The sequence below is a fragment of the Nonomuraea sp. KM90 genome (assembly GCF_052246675.1).
GTDB lineage: Bacteria > Actinomycetota > Actinomycetes > Streptosporangiales > Streptosporangiaceae > Nonomuraea.
This window is the reverse complement of sequence record NZ_JBQQCB010000114.1, coordinates 1-16,750: the sequence shown is the minus strand read 5'-3', so window position 1 is coordinate 16,750 and position 16,750 is coordinate 1. Positions and strand designations below refer to the sequence as shown.

18 protein-coding genes are annotated in these 16,750 nt (G+C 71.8%); 10 read left to right on the top strand and 8 right to left on the bottom strand.

All coding sequences use genetic code 11. From position 1 onward, the window contains the following. Positions 1-217 precede the first annotated feature (217 nt). Complete coding sequence (locus ACTWPW_RS51175) at positions 218-3,028, bottom strand: BTAD domain-containing putative transcriptional regulator (RefSeq protein ID WP_443173169.1); 2,811 nt, start codon at positions 3,026-3,028, stop codon at positions 218-220. A 290-nt stretch (positions 3,029-3,318) separates the two neighbouring features. On the opposite strand from ACTWPW_RS51175, the gene trpB reads away from it, so the two are divergent. The 4 genes from trpB to ACTWPW_RS51155 are packed head-to-tail and all read left to right on the top strand — an operon-like array spanning position 3,319 to position 6,090. Next, positions 3,319-4,524, top strand: a complete 1,206-nt coding sequence (gene trpB / locus ACTWPW_RS51170) for a tryptophan synthase subunit beta (protein ID WP_443173168.1) — start codon at positions 3,319-3,321, stop codon at positions 4,522-4,524. Beyond that, positions 4,521-5,336: a tryptophan synthase subunit alpha gene (trpA, locus tag ACTWPW_RS51165; RefSeq protein WP_443173167.1), complete on the top strand. Its 816-nt coding sequence runs from the start codon at positions 4,521-4,523 to the stop codon at positions 5,334-5,336. Before trpB ends, trpA begins: the two co-directional genes overlap by 4 nt. Continuing rightward, positions 5,333-5,860, top strand: coding sequence for a GntR family transcriptional regulator (locus ACTWPW_RS51160; protein ID WP_443173166.1), 528 nt, complete (start codon positions 5,333-5,335; stop codon positions 5,858-5,860). Before trpA ends, ACTWPW_RS51160 begins: the two co-directional genes overlap by 4 nt. Next, complete coding sequence (locus tag ACTWPW_RS51155; protein WP_443173165.1) at positions 5,767-6,090, top strand: UTRA domain-containing protein; 324 nt, start codon at positions 5,767-5,769, stop codon at positions 6,088-6,090. The genes ACTWPW_RS51160 and ACTWPW_RS51155 overlap by 94 nt, the downstream gene beginning before the upstream one ends. Positions 6,091-6,251: 161 nt before the next feature. On the opposite strand, the gene ACTWPW_RS51150 is transcribed toward ACTWPW_RS51155, so the two are convergent. Continuing rightward, complete coding sequence (locus tag ACTWPW_RS51150) at positions 6,252-6,716, bottom strand: hypothetical protein (RefSeq protein WP_443173164.1); 465 nt, start codon at positions 6,714-6,716, stop codon at positions 6,252-6,254. Positions 6,717-7,037: 321 nt separating this feature from the next. After that, positions 7,038-7,874, bottom strand: a complete 837-nt coding sequence (locus tag ACTWPW_RS51145) for a helix-turn-helix transcriptional regulator (protein WP_443173163.1) — start codon at positions 7,872-7,874, stop codon at positions 7,038-7,040. A gap of 101 nt (positions 7,875-7,975) precedes the next feature. Between ACTWPW_RS51145 and ACTWPW_RS51140 the strand changes: the two genes are divergently transcribed. Both ACTWPW_RS51140 and ACTWPW_RS51135 read left to right on the top strand, forming a co-directional pair. Continuing rightward, positions 7,976-8,698 carry an SDR family NAD(P)-dependent oxidoreductase gene (locus ACTWPW_RS51140; protein ID WP_443173162.1) on the top strand — a complete coding sequence of 241 codons (723 nt, stop codon included), beginning with the start codon at positions 7,976-7,978 and terminating at the stop codon, positions 8,696-8,698. A gap of 11 nt (positions 8,699-8,709) precedes the next feature. Continuing rightward, complete coding sequence (locus ACTWPW_RS51135; RefSeq protein WP_443173161.1) at positions 8,710-9,090, top strand: hypothetical protein; 381 nt, start codon at positions 8,710-8,712, stop codon at positions 9,088-9,090. 167 nt (positions 9,091-9,257) lie between these two features. Here the strand turns inward: ACTWPW_RS51135 and ACTWPW_RS51130 are convergent, their stop codons facing one another. Further along, on the bottom strand, positions 9,258-9,791 hold the full coding sequence (locus tag ACTWPW_RS51130) for a VOC family protein (RefSeq protein ID WP_443173160.1): 534 nt from the start codon (positions 9,789-9,791) through the stop codon (positions 9,258-9,260). A 282-nt stretch (positions 9,792-10,073) separates the two neighbouring features. Continuing rightward, entirely contained in the window at positions 10,074-10,787 is a 714-nt protein-coding gene (locus tag ACTWPW_RS51125; protein ID WP_443173181.1) for a histidine phosphatase family protein, read from the bottom strand. A 15-nt stretch (positions 10,788-10,802) separates the two neighbouring features. On the opposite strand from ACTWPW_RS51125, the gene ACTWPW_RS51120 reads away from it, so the two are divergent. The 3 genes from ACTWPW_RS51120 to ACTWPW_RS51110 all read left to right on the top strand — a co-directional run bounded on the left by ACTWPW_RS51120 (position 10,803) and on the right by ACTWPW_RS51110 (position 13,844). Then, positions 10,803-11,414, top strand: coding sequence for an SDR family NAD(P)-dependent oxidoreductase (locus tag ACTWPW_RS51120; RefSeq protein ID WP_443173159.1), 612 nt, complete (start codon positions 10,803-10,805; stop codon positions 11,412-11,414). 428 nt (positions 11,415-11,842) lie between these two features. After that, entirely contained in the window at positions 11,843-12,490 is a 648-nt protein-coding gene (locus ACTWPW_RS51115) for a hypothetical protein (RefSeq protein ID WP_443173158.1), read from the top strand. Between the two features lie 145 nt (positions 12,491-12,635). Continuing rightward, a complete protein-coding gene (locus ACTWPW_RS51110; RefSeq protein ID WP_443173157.1) occupies positions 12,636-13,844 on the top strand; it encodes an RNA polymerase sigma factor in 1,209 nt (402 codons plus the stop codon). Positions 13,845-13,865: 21 nt separating this feature from the next. Here the strand turns inward: ACTWPW_RS51110 and ACTWPW_RS51105 are convergent, their stop codons facing one another. The 3 genes from ACTWPW_RS51105 to ACTWPW_RS51095 all read right to left on the bottom strand — a co-directional run bounded on the left by ACTWPW_RS51105 (position 13,866) and on the right by ACTWPW_RS51095 (position 15,744). Next, entirely contained in the window at positions 13,866-14,225 is a 360-nt protein-coding gene (locus ACTWPW_RS51105) for a YciI family protein (protein ID WP_443173156.1), read from the bottom strand. Positions 14,226-14,593: 368 nt separating this feature from the next. Next, on the bottom strand, positions 14,594-15,163 hold the full coding sequence (locus ACTWPW_RS51100) for a hypothetical protein (RefSeq protein ID WP_443173155.1): 570 nt from the start codon (positions 15,161-15,163) through the stop codon (positions 14,594-14,596). Positions 15,164-15,303: 140 nt separating this feature from the next. Further along, positions 15,304-15,744, bottom strand: a complete 441-nt coding sequence (locus tag ACTWPW_RS51095) for a hypothetical protein (protein ID WP_443173154.1) — start codon at positions 15,742-15,744, stop codon at positions 15,304-15,306. Positions 15,745-15,987: 243 nt separating this feature from the next. Here ACTWPW_RS51095 and ACTWPW_RS51090 point away from each other — a divergent pair. After that, a partial coding sequence (locus tag ACTWPW_RS51090; RefSeq protein ID WP_443173153.1) for a serine/threonine-protein kinase occupies positions 15,988-16,750 on the top strand: 763 nt, incomplete at its 3' end.

Below are 16,750 nucleotides of genomic sequence, written 5' to 3'. Positions count from 1 at the left end.
GACGCCGCCGAACCGCCTGGCCGGCGTCCTTCGCCGGAGCTCGTCCCCAGCCGCCCAGATCGGCGAGCGTTCGGTCAGGTGGTCTCGATGACGGACGCCAGTCTGGTGGCTGGGGTGGCGGCCGCTCGTGAGGTGCGGCGGGTGGCGCCGGAGAGGCCGCGGTCGATCGACCACGCCGTGGCCGCCGTCCGGGATCTCGATGTGCATCCGGAGTGCGTCACAGCTGGTTCCTGATGGGTTCCGGCGTGTCCGGGACGGGCTGTGCGAGGTAGGTGGCCACCTCGGCAGGGGTCAGGAGGCGGGCCTCGTGGAGCAGGTCGAGCGACACCCGCCAGGAAGCCCATGCCTCCTCCGGCCGTCCCAGGTCGTGCAGGGTGCGGCCGAGCCACCAGCTGGACACGGCGGTGTAGAGCGTGAAGCCGGCCTCACGTTGGAGCTCGATGGCGTGGCGGTATTCCGCTACGGCCTCGACGAGCATGCCGCCGGCCCGGTAGGCGTCGCCCAGGGTGTCATGGACGATGCCGAGGCCCCCGATGTCGTCCAGTTTCTCCGTCATGGCCACGGCATGCCGTGCTTCCTCCACGGCTTCCTCGAATCTCCCCTGACGGTAGTAGACGTGCACCCGGTTGTTGCGGACGTAGGACTCGTGGTCGACGCGGCCGGTACGCTCGACGATCGCGAGCGCGTGCTCCAGCGCGGCCAGGGCGTCGTCGTTGCGGCCCATCATGGCGTAGACGGTTCCGAGGTCGTTGTACATCCCCGCCTTCCGGTCCGGCAGTCCGGCCCGGTCCCAGCAGGCCAGCCCCTCCTCCAGGTGGTCCAGGGCCTCCTGAAAGCGTCCGAGCTGGTGGTGGACGGAGGCCAGCCCCTGGTGCAGGAGCGCCTTGCCGGGCCAGTCCGCCAGCTCGGCGGCACCTCGCAAAGCCTCCTCGCTGACCTCGACCAGCTCGGAGAACCAGCCTCGCCGGTCGAACAGCCACTGGGTGACGTTCGCGAGCGCGGCCGCCGTCTGATCGGTGAGGTCACCGGTCGCCTGGCGGACCGCGGCCAGCAGGTTGTACCGTTCGCGCTCGATCCACTCGTTCGCGGCCTCCAGGGTGGTGATCTCCTCCCCGGGCTGCTCGGCGGGGACGTGGTCGAAGTTCGTGGCGGTGGCACCCACCATGCCCTCGGCCTGCCTCGCCGTCGCCAGATAGTGGTGCAGAGCGCGGCGGATCGCGCTTGCCCGCTCCTCCGCGGTGAGTTCCAGTTCCCGGGCGTAGAGGCGGACCAGGTCATGGAACTGGTACCGGTCGTGGCCCGCGGGTTCGAGGAGCCGGGCGTCCAGGAGGCGTTCCAGGGCGGCCTCTGTACGGTGTTGCGGCCAGCCGGCCAGGGCGGCAGTGGCGGCGGGGGTGTGGGTGGGCAGTTCGAGCAGGCCGAGCAGGGCCAGGAGGTGGGCGGCGTCCCGCCCGGCCGGCTCCTCGTGCAGGTGCTGGTGGCTGACCGCGATACCGGCGCGTACGGCCAGGTCGGCGTACTCCAGCAGGTCCAGGCGGCGGGTGGCGTCGGCGAGCCGTACGGCCAGATCGGAGATCGCCCGGGTGGGGTGGGCCGCCAGCCGGGCGCCCGAGATGCGGAGGGCGAGCGGGAAGCCGCCGCAGAGCTGTACGATCTCCGCCGCCGCTTCCGGCTCGGCGCGCACCCGGTCGGCGCCGACGACGCGGGTGAGCAGCGCGGCCGCGTCGGCGTCGGCGAGGGTGCCGAGGTGCAGGTGGTGGGCGTTGTCCAGGACGGACAGCGGGGCGCGGCTGGTGATGAGCACCCGGCAGCCCGCCCCGCCTGGGATGAGCGGGCGGACCTGACGTGCGTCGCGGGCGTTGTCGAGGATCACCAGCAGGTTGCCGGTCGCGGTGAGCGAGCGGTAGCGGGCGGCGGCCTCACCGGGGTCGGCGGGCACGGCGGTGCCGTCGAGGCCCAGCGAGCGCATCAGGTGGCGGAGCGCTTCGATGGCCGTCAGCGGGGCGAGCCCGGCGGTGGATCCGTGCAGGTTGACGTAGACGACGCCGTCGGTGAAACGGTCGGCGACGGTGTGCGCGACGTGTACGGCGAGCGCCGACTTGCCGATGCCGCCGGGACCGTCGATCACGGTGATCGTGGACCCGCCGTCCGTGACGAGGGCGGCACGCAGCCGCTCGATCTCGGCGGCCCGGGCGGTGAACGCGTGGGTGTCGGCGGGCAGCTCGGCGGGCACGATCGGCTCGGCCGGCGTGACCTCCTGCGCCGGGACCCTGAGGTCGAGCTCCGGGTCGCGGGCGAGGATGGCCTGGTGGAGGCGGCGCAGCTCGTTGCCGGGGTCGATGCCCAGCTCCTCCACCATGGCCCGGCGGGTGTCCTGGTAGACGGCCAGCGCCTCGGACGATCGCGCGTCGCGGTACAGGGCGAGCATGAGCTGGGCGGCGGGCCGCTCGCGCAGCGGGTGTGCCGCGACGTGCCCGGCGAGTTCGGCGGCCACGGCACGGTGGTCCCCGGCGGCGAGCCGTACATCGACGTGATCTTCCAGGACGGCGAGCCGCTCCTCCTCCAGCCGCCCGGCCTCGAGCCGCGCCCAAGGCGCGTCCACCTCGGCCAACGCCGGCCCCCGCCACAGCCCGAGCGCCTGGCGGAACAGCATGTCGGCGTCCGCCGTCCTGTTCCGGGAACGGGCGGTACGCGCCTGCAGAGCCAGCCGGCTGAACACGTGCGCGTCGACGCGGTCACGGTCGAGGGTGAGCCGGTAGGCGCCGGGCACGGTCTCGATGATCTCCTCCCCGCCGTGGGGAGCGAGCGTCTCCCGGAGCTTGGAGATCACGATGTGCAGCTGCTTGGCCGCGGTCGCCGCCGAACTGTCCGCCCACACGTCGGCGAGGATGCGCTCGGTGTGGACCGGCCGGCCTGCGTCCAGGGCGAGCCTGGCCAGCACCCCGATCCGCCGCTGCCCGGCCAGCTTGACCACATGGTCACCCGTCGTGATCTCCCACGGACCAAGGAATCTGATCTCCAGACCCATTCGGAGCGCTCCCCTTCGTCACCGGATCTAGAAGAGTAACGATCTCTTGATACGGCGGAGGCGCGTTTCGGGCCGTTCTGTACCTGGTTCCGTTCGCGGCTGGAACGGTGGTGCCAAAAGCAGACCCCGTCCGGGTCGACGTCCCCATCGGGTTGGGTTCCATGGACTTCACGTCTGGGGCTGCCTGGCAAGGCTGCCCGTACACGCACCGGGTGGCGCGTTCACGCCGTCCATGTCACACTCACTGTTATAGAACTCTTCGTAGAGTTATAGAACGATAGGAGGATGGCATGCCAGACGTGTTGCCGTGGCGTGAGCCGGTCCCGCTGGACGGGACGATGGGCGAGCCCAGAGCGCGGGGCCGATTCGGCGAGTACGGCGGACGGTACGCGCCGGAGTCCCTGGTGGAGGCGTGCCGCGAGGTGGACGAGGCGTTCCGGGAGGCCTGGGCGGATCCGGGGTTCCGCGGTGCCCTGGCGCGGCTGCTCGCCGTGCACGCCGGGCGGCCGACCCCGCTCACACCGGCCCGCCGGCTGTCGGAGGCGCTGGGCGTGCAGCTGTACCTCAAGCGCGAGGATCTCACCCACACCGGATCCCACAAGATCAACAACGTGCTGGGCCAGGCCCTGCTGGCCACCCGGATGGGACGGCGCAGGCTGATCGCCGAGACGGGGGCGGGCCAGCACGGGGTGGCCACCGCGACCGCCGCCGCGCTGCTCGGGCTGGAGGCGACGGTGTTCATGGGCGAGCGCGACATCGAGCGTCAGGCCTTGAACGTCTTCCGGATGCGCATGCTCGGCGCCGAGGTGATCCCGGTGACCACGGGCAGCCGTACCCTCAAGGACGCGACCAGCGAGGCCATGCGGCACTGGGTGGGCGCGACCGGCGACTCCCACTACTGCATCGGCTCGGTCGTCGGGCCGGACCCGTACCCATGGATGGTCAGGGAGTTGCAGCGGGTCATCGGCGACGAGGCCCGCGCGCAGTTCGCCGCCGAGCTGCGGACCGGCGTCCCGGACCACGTGGTCGCGTGCGTCGGCGGCGGCTCCAACGCGGCCGGCACGTTCGCCGGATTCGCCGACACCCCGGCGCGCCTGGTCGGCGTCGAGGCGGAGGGCGGCGCCGGGGCGGCCCGCGGCCGGCTCGGCGTCCTGCACGGCTGCCGCTCGCTGTTCCTGCAGGACGACGACGGGCAGATCGTCGAGGCGCACTCCATCGCCGCCGGGCTCGACTACCCGGGCGTCGGCCCCGAGCACGCCCACCTGCGCGAGCTGGGCCGGGCCCGCTACGTCACGGTGACCGACGAGGAGGCGATCGGCGCGGCGGTACGGCTGGCGCGTACCGAAGGCATCGTCCCGGCGCTCGAATCGGCGCACGCCCTCGCCTGGGTGATCAGCGCGGCGGGCAGCGGCGAGCTGCCCGCCGGATCGACGGTGCTGATGACGCTGTCCGGCCGGGGCGACAAGGACGTCTCAACCCTGAAGGAGCTGCTGTGACGAACCCCACCCTGGCCGCGGGCGCGGTCGAACGCCACCTGCGTGCCCGCCGGGACACCGGCCGTGGCCTGCTCATGCCGTACGTCACCGGAGGGATCACGCCCGGCTGGACGGACTACCTGCGGGCGTTCGCCGCCGCCGGGGCGGACGCGATCGAGGTCGGCCTGCCCTTCTCCGACCCCACGCTGGACGGCCTCACCATCCAGCAGGCCAGCGCCCAGGCACTGGCCCGGGGGGCGAGCACCCGCCGGATCCTCGCCGACCTGTCCGGCATGCCGGACCTGGGCGTGCCACTGGTCGCCAGCACCTACTACAACCTGGTGCTGCACGACGGCCCCGAGGCGTTCTGCGCCGCGTTGCGCCGGGCCGGCATCAGTGGCGTGATCGTACCCGACCTGCCGGTGCACGAGGCGGACGAGCTGATGGACGTGGCCGCCGCCGCCGGGATCGAGCTGGTCCTGCTGGCGTCGCCGGCGAAGCCGCAGCCACGGCTGGCCGAGACCCCGTGCCGCAGCCGCGGATTCATCTACGCGGTGTCGCTGATGGGCACCACCGGCGAGCGGGCCGACCTCGCCGCCTCGGCGGCGGAGCTCACCGGGCGGATCAAGCGCGTCACCGACCGGCCGGTCTTGCTAGGATTTGGCATTTCCACCCCGGACCAGGCACGCGAAGCCCGCCGGCACGCCGACGGCGTGGTGGTCGGCGCCGCGGTCATGCGGCGGGTGCTCGACGGGGGTGGGCCGGACGACCTGCGGGCCTTCCTCGCTACCCTGCGGCAAGCCCTCGACCAGGAGTGTGACCGATCACGATGACCCCCGACGCCGGGCACGAGGCGAGATACCGCGCCATCGCCGCCGACCTCGCCGCGAAGATCCGGTCGGGACACTACTCCCCCGGTGAGGCCCTGCCGCCGCAACGTGAGCTGAGTGCCTCCTACGGGGTGACCCTCATGACGCTGCGCCAGGCGTTGCGGGAACTCAGCGACGAGCGGCTGATCGTGCAGCAGCCCGGCAAAGGTACGTTCGTCGCCCCGCCGCACCTGGCGTACCAGCTCGACTCGCTCCGCAGCCTGGTCGACGACCTGCGTAAACAGGGCCACGACGTGCGCACCGTGGTGGCCGGGCGGGCGGTGCGCCGGGCCCCGGCCCGGATCGCCGCGGACCTGCGGCTGCGTCCCGGCGACACCGCCCTGCGGCTGGAGCGGGTCCGCGAGTTCGCGGGACGTCCCGCCGTACACACCAGGTGTCCTGGGTCCGCCGGCCGGTGGCCGACCAGATCCGCGACCGCGACTTCACCGCCGTCTCCCTCTACACGGCTCTCGCCGACGCGGGAGTGACAGTCGCCCGGGCGTCCGAGGTGGTCCGGCCCGGTTTGCTCGACCCCGCCGCCGCCCGCCACCTCCACGAGCCGCAGGGCAGCCCGGTGCTCGTCAGCACCCGGATCACCTACACCCTCGACGCCACGCCCGTGGTGTCCGACCATGCCACCATCCTCGGCAGCATGATGGAGATCCGTACCGAACGCGCCGCCACCGGCCTGTCCCTCACCTGGGGCGCCACCAGCTGAGAACCCGTGTGCGGTCTGTCGCACCGTGGCGACGAGCAGGTTCTCGCGGACCTTGCCTTGGCCGTCGCGTTGCGGCCCTTCTCGATCCCGGGGTTCCAGCAACCCTGTTCGATCTGGGGAGTCCTGGGCCAAGCGGGCCCAGAGCTCACGCGAGCTGAGGGTCAGACGGTCTCACCCAGCTGTTCGGCCACCTGCTCCAGCCCGCTCTTGATGAGCTGCCCGTACTCGTCGTCGCCGAGTGCGCCGATCCCGTCCCGCGCATGCTGGAGGTGCTCACGGGCGCGGTCGAGGTCGCCCAGCTTGCGATAGCACTCGCTCAGGTTCAGGTGCAACGACGGATACAAGCCGGCCACCGAAAGCGGCACCCCGGCTTGGGCCACCCGCTCATCGGTGATCTGGCCGACGGCGGCGAGCGCGCGCAGGTCCCACATCAGCTCCTGGTTCACGTCGTCCTGCACATCGGCCATCGAGTGGGCGAGAACGCAGACATGCAGCGGGTCGCCTTGCTCGCCGCCGATGTCGTCCCAGATCTGCGCGAACAACTCGCGAGCGGCTTCACGACGGCCCTGGTGGTGATGCAACTCCACCCCCTGGCCGATCCGGGCCATCGTGGGGTCGGCGGTCATATACGGCTCCTTCACCGTCGCAGACGATCGCGGTCAGCCTACCGGCTCACGTGGCTTGATGACCTTCAACCGGCTGAATGGTCTGCTGCTGGGGGACGGGATCGGCGAGGGAGACGGCAGCGGCTCGCACGTACCATTCCGGCCCGTACGGATCGGCGGATCGAGGAGGAGCCGTTCACCCGCCTGGACGTCTCACGGACTGGCTCGGCTGACCTCGGAAATGCACGGCTGGTGCGCTGACGATCAGCGCTCGCATTGAAGAGGTGCTGGACGGCCCGGCCGAACTCGTCCTGTTCGCCGCCGGGCCGGCCGCGGCGTCCTTCACAGACGCTGCAGCCCGGCCACCCGCAGCAGGTCCAGCGCCGTCGCCTCGGGGGTTCCCGGCTCCGCCGAGTACATGAGCACCGTCTGATCGGTGTCCGGGAGCAGCAGGGTGTCGCAGTCGAGCGTGATCGTGCCGACCTCGGGGTGGTTGACGGACTTGGTCGCGCTGCGCCAGGGCACCGAACGTGCCTCCCGCCAGAGCTGCTCGAAGGGCGGGCTGCCCCGCCGCAGCTCGGCGATCAACCGTCTCAGGTCGGGATCGTCCGGGTAGCGGGCCTGGGCGGCGCGCAGGGTGCCGACCGCGGCGCGCGCGGCCGCCTCGTCCTCGTCCGGGTCCGCCCCGGCCTGGCAACGGCTGCTGCCGAGGAAGCGTTGCCAGATGAGATTGCGCCGGCGCTGCGGCCAGGCGGACATGTCGCCCTGAAGCGCCGCGCCCAGGGGGTTCCAGGCCAGCACGTCGCCCTTCGCCGACAGTACGAGCACCGGCAGGTCCGACATCCGGTCCAGCAGGCGAAGCACGCTCGGGCGTACGACCATGGCCACGCGCCCGGCATGGGGCGGCTGGTGGCCCGCGAGCCGGAAGACGAGATCGCGGTCGTCGTCGTTCAGCCGCAGGGCCTGGGCCAGCGCGGCGACGACCTGGCTCGAGGGCCGGGGGCCGCGCCCCTGCTCGAGCCGGACCACGTAGTCGACGCTCAGCCCCGCGAGCGTGGCCACTTCCTCCCGGCGCAGGCCCGGCACCTGGCGGCGCGGCCCGGACGGCAGCCCGACGTCCTGCGGTCGCACGCGGTCACGGGCGCGACGCAGCACCTCGGCGAGTTCGGCGCGGTTCACCTCTCCATCGTGCCGCAAAGATCGCACGGCGGGGTGGTACCGCCGGTCCCATGGCTCACCGGTCCTGGCGGGGCAGGGCGGCGCGTACCGATCATCGAGTCATGGCAGACGCGAACACGGTGGCGCTGGTCACCGGGGCGAACAAGGGGCTGGGCCGCGAGACCGCGCGCCGCCTGGCCGGCAGGAACTGGCGGGTCTTCCTGGCCGCCAGGGATCGGGAACGCGGCATGCGTACGGTGGACGAACTGGCCGCCGAGGGGCTCGACCTCGAGTTCGTCGAGCTGGACGTGGCCTGCGACGAGTCCGTCGCGGCGGCGGCCAAGGCCGTCGCCGCCCGCGTGGACCGCCTGGACGTCCTGGTCAACAACGCCGGGATCGGCAGCCCGGTGCTGGATCCGGCCGGCACCGGGGTCGACGCGGTCCGGCAGGTGTTCGAGGTCAACGTGTTCGGCCAGGTACGGGTGACGCATGCGTTCCTGCCGTTGCTGCGCAGGTCCGCATGGCCTCGCGTCGTCATGGTGTCCAGCGCTCTGGCCTCGCTGGCGCACGCCGCCGACCCCGCCCGCCCCGAGTCCGGCTTCCTGAACCTGGCCTACGCCTCGTCCAAGACCGCACTCAATATGATCGTTTCCCAGTACGCCCGCGCCCTCGACGGTTTCAAGATCAACGCAGCGGACCCGGGCTTCCCCGCCACCGACATGAACCAGCACACCGGCATCCACACCCTCACCGAGGGCACCGACGCGATCATCCGGCTGGCGACCCTGGACGCGGCCGGACCGACCGGCGGGTTCTTCGATCGCGACGGCGTTGTCCCGTGGTAGGAGCAATGACCATGACCAAGATCCTGACGATCGGCCTCCATCCCCGCGAGCTCGACTACAGCCTGCATCCGGGCCTGGACGAGGCGACGCTCACCGCTCGGATCGAGCAGGGCCACAGGGCGTTGCTGGAGGCGAGCTTCGACGCCGAGCTGTGCCTGGTCGACGCCGACCCGGACGCGGCGGAGAAAACCGTCCGCGAACGACTGTCCCGGACGTCCTTCGACCTGGCCGGGATCGGAGCCGGCCTGCGCGTGGCGCCCGAGCACACCATCCTCTTCGAGCGCTTGATCAACGTGCTGGTGGGAGCCTCACCCGGGATCCGGTTCTTCTTCAACAGCTCGCCCGAGACGACGATCGATGCCATTCGCCGCCAGCTGCACGGACCCTCCTGAGCCGCCCGGCCCCGATCCCGGGCTCGGCCGGCGCGACCAGCGTGCCGTTCGTCAGATCGTCCCAGCACGGGTCGAGGGGGAGCCCGAGGGAGGCGGCCACCACCTCGTCCAGCGCGGCGAGCGCCCCCGCCACCCTGCGGGCCGGTTCGTCGCCCGCCGTGGTCGGGTCAGCAGTCCAGCGCGGGCATGGGCGGCCCGTCCGGGTCCCAGTTGCGCAGGAACTCCGGCTGGACGGAGACGTCGACGAGTTCGAGCCGTAATCCCAGGTCCGTCATCCGGTGGTAGGTGAAGGGACGGCCGTACGGGCGAGCGTCGAAGTCCAGCGGCCAGCCCATCTCGGCGAGACGGGCCGCGCAGTCGTCGATCCTGGCGGCCCAGAATCCGATGTGGTCGCAGCGGGCCTCCCGGCCGGGATCCCAGGGGCTGCCCGCGGGCCCCTCGATCAGCTCGGTGTAGAGCGGACCGTACCGGGAGAAGACGATGCGGTAGGCCCAGTCGCCCAGCCGTCCTTCCCGCACCGCGTTCCACTCGATGCCGACCGTGCGGCTGAAGTCACGCATGGCGGCCTCGATGTCCGGCACGACGAAACCGACGTGGTAGGGGCCGGCGCTCCCGGCGGCCGGGCACGCCGCAGGTCGGTGCCCCCGGTCCGTCGGGGTCCGGCCGTCATCGATGTCCCATCGGTCCCGCATGCTCATCATGCCTTTCTCCCGCAGCCAGGGGGATCACAGCACGGTCCGCAGGCCGAGGACCAATAGGCGGACTTCGGGTGACCCATCGGATCGCCGATGGCCGGACGCGGGGGCGGGCGCGGATGCCGGATCCCCGGCGTTGGACGTCGTCACTGTCCTGGGCGTGCAACTCCTGCTCGGCCTCGCCGGGTACGGGGGGCGCCGTGCTCGCGCGTACGGGCACCACGCCGCTCGTCGCGCTGTCCGTCGCGGTGGCGTGGGGCGTGTTCGCGCGAGGACTCCTGACGCGCATCAGGCGAGTTCCGTCCAGGCACGGGCGAGCACCCTCGCGACCCGCACGGGCCCGCCCGTCCCCGGCCGGTAGACGGCGGCCTCGCCCTCCGCCAGTTCGATGCCGTCCAGCGCGCGCGTGTAGTGGCCGTGGACGACGAGCACGTTGTTCCGCCCGGACGCCGGAGCTTGACGCAGCAGCGGCTCCAGGCGGCGGGCGGCCAGCCGGTCGGCGGGCTCGTCCTCCGGCCACAGGCGCTCCAGCTCCGGCGTGGCCGTGACCCGCCCGAAAGCCAGTCTGCCGGTCTCCTTCGTGCGGCAGTAGGGGCTGGTCAGCACGTCCGCGACGGGGATGCGGAGGTCGCGGAACGCCCGGCCGATCGCGTGGGCGTCGGCCCGGCCCGCGTCCGACAGGTTCCGCTGCGTGCCGCAGTCGCCGAGATCGACGTCGCCGGCATCGGGGGTGGAATGGTCGGTCGCCGCGTGCCGGAAGACGACATGGTAACCACCGTCCCGAAGCGCCTCCAGCAACGCCCGGCCGGTCAGGGCCTCTCCTCCCGGCGTCCCGAAGCTCCCGCCCGGCGTCGGCGTGGCTGTCGCTGACGTGCCGCCCGTGGCCGCCCGCGCGCCGTCGCGATCCTCCGGGCCGCCGGAGCAACCCATGGCGCTCACCATGACCAGCGCGGCGATGACGAGCCACAGACGCCGCGGATGACGAAGATTGTCTTTTCCCATACGCACCTGACCTCCATGATCGGAATCCACAGGGGCAGCATGCCCAGGACACCCGAAAAGCCGGAGAAAGGTCTGCGGGCGTTCGTCGGCGCCTGCGTCCGCACCTACGGCAGGATCGACATCGCCTTCAACAACGCCGGCATCGAAAGCCCCCGGGCGGCGCACCTGCACGAGCAGACGCTGCAGGATTTCGAGCAGGTGTGGCGCACCAACGCCGCCGGCGTCTTCCTGGCGATGAAGTACGAGCTCGCGCACATGGTCGAGCAGCGGGGCGGCATCATCGTCAACACCGCCTCGATCTCCGCCGAGGTCGGCTTCGCCACCATCTCGCCCTACAACGCCAGCAAGCACGCCGTCGCCTCGCTGACCAAGGTCGCCGCGCTGGAGTACGCCGACAGGAACATCCGCGTCAACGCGCTCGCGCCAGGTGCGGTCGACACCCCGATGCTCCGCCGGGCGGCCGAGGCGTTCGGGATGACGTACGAGGAGATCGCGCGGGACTACCCGATCAAGCGGATCGTCCAGCCGCAGGAGATGGCGCGCGTGGTGATGTGGCTGGCCTCCGAGGACGCCAGCGCCGTGCTCGGCACCGACATCGACGCCTCCGGCGGCTACCTCACCGGCTGAACCCGGCGCCGGCATTCAGTCAAGTTCCCGCTCGCTCCTGCGGCACGCAGGCTGAACCGGCCGGAAGGGGGAAGTCAACGCCCTCCCGCGGCACGTCCTGGCCATGATCACCCCGAACTGACCGCGACCCTCAAGAGCATCGCGGCCGCCGCAATCTCATCCACGCAACGACCGCACGCCCGGCCGCCTTCGCGTCGCCGCCGACGGGCGCGGACCTGGACGATGAGAGAAACCCCGGCGCACTCTCGAACCAATGGTCGTGTCGTGGCATCCAACAAGATCCCGGCATCGGAAGGGACTCATGTGATCATCTGGTTGGACGGCAGCGTCGGGGCGGGCGACCGTGTCCCCGTGGACGGGCCTTTCACCAGACGACCGGGGCCGCCCATGACGCGGGCTGTCCTCGCAGCCGTGAGCGTGCCCCAGGCATGGTGATCCGCAAACGCGCCCCACGCTCCACGCAGCGCATCGACGTGAGCCGCCTTCCCGAAGACGTCGTGGCGCTGATCGACGCCCTCGAGCCTGGTGAGAACGTGGTCCTCACGCGTGACGGCGCGTCGATCGCGACGATCTCCAGCACCGTTGACGTGGTCCAAGGCGCCGTCGTCGATCGCGAGGCGCCGGACGAGGCCGACGATCAAGCACCGGTCGACCACGAGAGCGTGACAGTCGTGGCCACCGCGATGGAGCTGCCGGCCGCGGCTCGGGTTGCGCTGTCCACCCAGCTCGGGGCCGACTACGTGGTGCTCGACATGCATGCGGCTCCGGCAACGGCCGATGTGCTGCTGGTGCCCGCAGGCAGCCCGCAGCTGATCGCAGCGCTCCGGTCGATGTTCCCGAAAGCTCGCGTCGTCGTCACCGAGATCGAGGACCCCGAACTCGGAGTTCGATACCACGGCCCGGTCCGACGGCTACTCGACGCCGGCGCTGACGCGTACCTGCCTCCGGCGACCCTCCCCCACCTGGCCAGGCAGCTTGACCACACCCTGAGTCAAGGGCGCGAGATCGCCGGCGGGGCCGCGACACCGCTGCAGATCGCACCGACCGTGGAGCCGGCAGATCCGGACGACGAATGACCCCGCGCCTCTTCCCCGGACCGCCGGGTGGCGGATCACCGTAACCACGGGAGTGGCATGAGCTTGCTTCGCCACCGGGAACCATCTTGCGGATCGCGCGACGGGAAGGGGTGCTTCGGTCCCGCGGGTATTGCACCCTGGTGCGGTGGACGACGTGGCGGAACTGCTGGACCGGATCTGGCGTACGGATGCGGCCGGCATGCTCGGCGCCCTCAGCCGGCGGCTGGGCGACTTCGACCGGGCCGAAGAGGCGCTGGCGGACGCGCTGGCCGAGGCGCTCAAGCGCTGGCCCGGCGAGGGTCTGCCGGAGAGCCCCACCGGTTGGCTGGTCACCACGGGCTGGCGCAAGGCGCTGGACCGGCTGCGCCGCGACGCCGTCGGCCGCAGGAAGGCGGCACAGTTGGCCGCCGAACCGCCGCCGGAACCGGGCGTGGACGATCGGCTGGCCATGGTCTTCGCGTGCTGCCATCCGGACCTCGCCGAGCCGGCCCGGGTCGCGCTGACGCTGTACGCCGCCGGCGGCCTGAGCACGGCCGAGATCGCCGCCGCGTTCCTGGTGCCGCTGCCGACGATGGCGCAGCGGCTTTCCCGGGCCAAGCGCCAGCTGCGGGAGCGCGGCATCCGGTTCGAGGTGCCGCAGCCGCATGAGTACGCCGACCGGCTGCCGGCCGTGCTCGCGGTGATCTACCTGGTGTTCAACGAGGGGTATCTGTCCAGCGGCCGGTCCGCCCAGCGACGCGAGCTGGCCCGCGAGGGGGTCGAGCTGGCCCGCCAACTCGCCGCGCTGCTGCCCAGTGAGCCGGAGGCCGCCGGCCTGGCCGCCTTGCTGGAGCTGCACCACGCCCGCGCCGCCGCGCGGTTCGACTCGTGGGGCCGCATCGTGCTGCTCGAACGGCAGGACCGGAGGCTGTGGGACAGGGCGGCGATCGAACAGGCGGCGCTGCGGCTGCGGGCGGCGGTGCGCCGGGGCCGGCCCGGGCCGTACCAGCTGCAGGCCGGCATCGCCGCGCTACACGCCCTGGCCGCCTCGTACGAGGCCGTCAACTGGGCCGACGTGCGGGCGCTGTACGACCGGCTGTACGCGTTGGACCCGTCGCCGGTGGTGCTGCTGAACCGGGCAGTGGCCACGCGGTTCGCGGTGGGCCCGGCCCCGGCGCTGGACGAGGTCGACGCGCTCGGGGACCGGCTTGCCGGTTACCACCTGTGGCACGCCGCCCGGGCCGACCTGCTGGGCACGCTCGACCGTCCGGCCGAGGCGCTGACAGCGGCGGAGCGTGCTCTGGAGCTGGCGACGAACCCGGCCGAACGCGAGCTGATGTCGCGTCGGGTGGGCGAGCTGAGGCGCCGGCGGTGAGACCGGCGCCCAGCCTCACCGCTATTCGCGGCTCATCACCGGACGGACCTCCAGCGCGCTCATCCCGGCGGCGAGTGGCCAGGTGGCCGCGATCCGCGTGGCCTCGTCAATGTCGTCGCACTCCAGCATGACGATCGCGCCGATGACCTCCTTGAGCTCCAGGTACGGCCCGTCGGTGATCACCGGCTGGCCGCCGGCGCCGGCGCGCACTGTCTTCGCCGCGTCCCGGGGCTGTAGCTCGGCGCCGCCGTCGGCGATCTTGCCGGTCGGCTGCCACCGCTCGAACCACTCGTAGACCTGCTTCATCACGTCCTGCTCGTCGTCCGGGGACAGCGCGGTCCACTCGCGGTCGTCGCCGAAGATCAGCATCGCGTACTTCATCGTCACTCCTCGTGGCTGGATGGGCTCTGTCGTCCGTGTGACGAACGGCCGGCACCGGTCCTCGACAGGTCCAGCCGAATCTCCTGCCGAACTTTCGGCGGCCAACGGCTCCGGGCGCCGTGTGCGTGACCTCCCGAGGCGCTCGTCGGGACGTCGGCCAGGCGCGGCGGCGGGAATTCGTAGCGGCCGCCGGAGGCGAGCAGGCCGCCGCCGGTGCGGCGCCGGGTGGCCTCGCAAGCTGGTGGGCCGGCGGTTCCGGGGGCCGCAGGGGCCGGGGACGGCGGATCAGGCAGGCGCTGCGGCTTCTCGATTGGCCTGTCGAGTACCGGCATCGCCGACCTGCGGTTCGCCGGCTGTGTCTGGGATGGTCACTGGTCTTGCCCTCTTGTTCGAGGTGGCGGATTCGAGGGAACGGGACGCCGACCCGCCAGCCACATCGTGAGTTCCTCCACAAGAGTGCCGGTGAGTGTCTCGAAGCGCGGCGTCCGGCGTTCGGGATCGGGCCGGCCGGCCATCCGGCGTTGCGCGCCGCGCCAGGAACGCGAGTGCATCCACGGTGGCTTGAATCCCGTCATCTCCTCGTGGATCTCGTTCATGAGCCGGAACAAGCGCTGCTCGAACCCCTCATCCACCGCCGCGATCGTCGCTATGTTGACCGCGCAACTGTTGAAGAAGGCCACCCGCGCCTCGTCCAGCTGGAGCAGCCATTCCCGCCGGTCACGCCGCTCAGGCGAACGGCTCAGCCGCATGACAGCACGCATCAGCGCCTCGGTGTCACGAATCAGCGTTCGAGCGGCGTTCCTGGCATCAATGATCAGCGCCTGTCTATGCGCCTGCCGCCCCGTGCCGGCGACGACCGCCCAAGCGGTGAGGGCTGCCACGATGCCGCCGATGACAGCGCTGATCCCGCCCTGCAGAAGGTTTGCCCACCAGTCCATGGAGTGTGATCTACCGGCAAACTCCGATCCACGCCAGTGGGAGCAGGTTCATCGATCCGCACCGAAGGCGGCCGGCCCGCTCCCAGCGCAGTCGACGTCCTCCACCACACCAGATGAGCACTCGCCGCCTTCCCGCGCGGTCACGAGCGCATCTGCACCCTCATGGCGCCGCTGACGCACTCGGTGTAGGTGTTGGGGCCGGTCGGGCGCTCGTTGCACGTCCAGTCCTTGCCGTCCACATAGACCGTGACCGGGCTGCCACTGGCCCCTGCCCAGGCGTTGGCCACGTTCTGCGCGATGGCGCACAGTTCGGGATGGGGCTCGCCGTCCAGGCGGACCACCGCGAAGACGTCACCGCCCGGCCCGGGCCCGCACTCGATCGCATCCGCGGGCAGCGGTTCGTACAGCCCGGCACCGATGGACTGCGAGGCGACCGAGGCGACCGGGGCATGCGGGGCGGTCGGGGCGTGAGCGGCGGGTTGTGCCGGCGCGTCGGCGACGGCCTGCGTCGAGGGACCGCCGGCGGCGAATGCGGCCGCGGCCAGCAGCGCGATAGAGGTACGGATCGTCATCGTGTCCATGCGAAGACTCCTCCGAATGGTCCGGACACCTCCCGACCTCTCCACCATGACCCGGCAGGCGGCGATGGTGTGTCATGGCCAGACGACGATTGTCCAAGCTTGCGTACGGTCCGCACCGGCAACGGCGATCCAAACCCGCCGTCCTTGCCCGCTATCGTCGGCACGCTGTCGTGCGCGCGCATGGGCAGGCGTTGATCGGGTAGGGCGCGCGCTATGGCCGATGCGGAGGGATACAAGGGTTGGTTGCTCGCTGGTCGTTACCGGCTGCAGGCCGAGCTCGGCCGGGGCGGCATGGGCCGGGTCTGGCGCGGCTACGACGAGCTGCTGGATCGCCCGGTCGCGGTCAAGGAGGTCACCCTGGACCAGCGGCCGCAGCCCGAGCGCGAGGCGCTGCTGCGCCGTACGATGAGCGAGGCCCGTCTGGCCGCCCGGCTGTCCCATCCGCACATCGCAGCCGTCTACGACGTGGTGGTGGCCGACGGACGGCCGTGGATCGTCCTGCAGCTGGTCAGCGCGCCCACCCTGGCCGACGTGCTGGCCGCACGCGGACCCCTGGCGCCGACCGCGGTGGCCAGGATCGGCCTGCAGGTGCTGGAGGCGCTGCAGGTGGCGCACGCCGCCGGCATCGTGCACCGCGACGTCAAGCCCGCCAACGTCCTGCTGGACGGCGACCATGCCGTTCTGACCGATTTCGGCCTGGCCACCAGCCGGCGGCAGCCGGACGGCCACACCCAAGCGGGCCTGGTGGTCGGTACTCCCGCCTACATCGCCCCCGAACGCGCCCGCGGCGCGGCTCCGAGCCCGCCCAGTGACCTGTGGTCGCTGGGCGTCACGCTGTACACCGCGGTCGAGGGCCGCTGCCCCTTCGAGCAGGGCAGCGCCCTGGCCACCCTCAGCGCCGTCCTCACCGCCGAGCCGGTCCCGCTCAACCTCGCCGGCCCGCTGGCGCCCCTCATCACCGGCCTGCTGGAAAAGGACCCCGACCGCCGCACCGGCATCGATGACG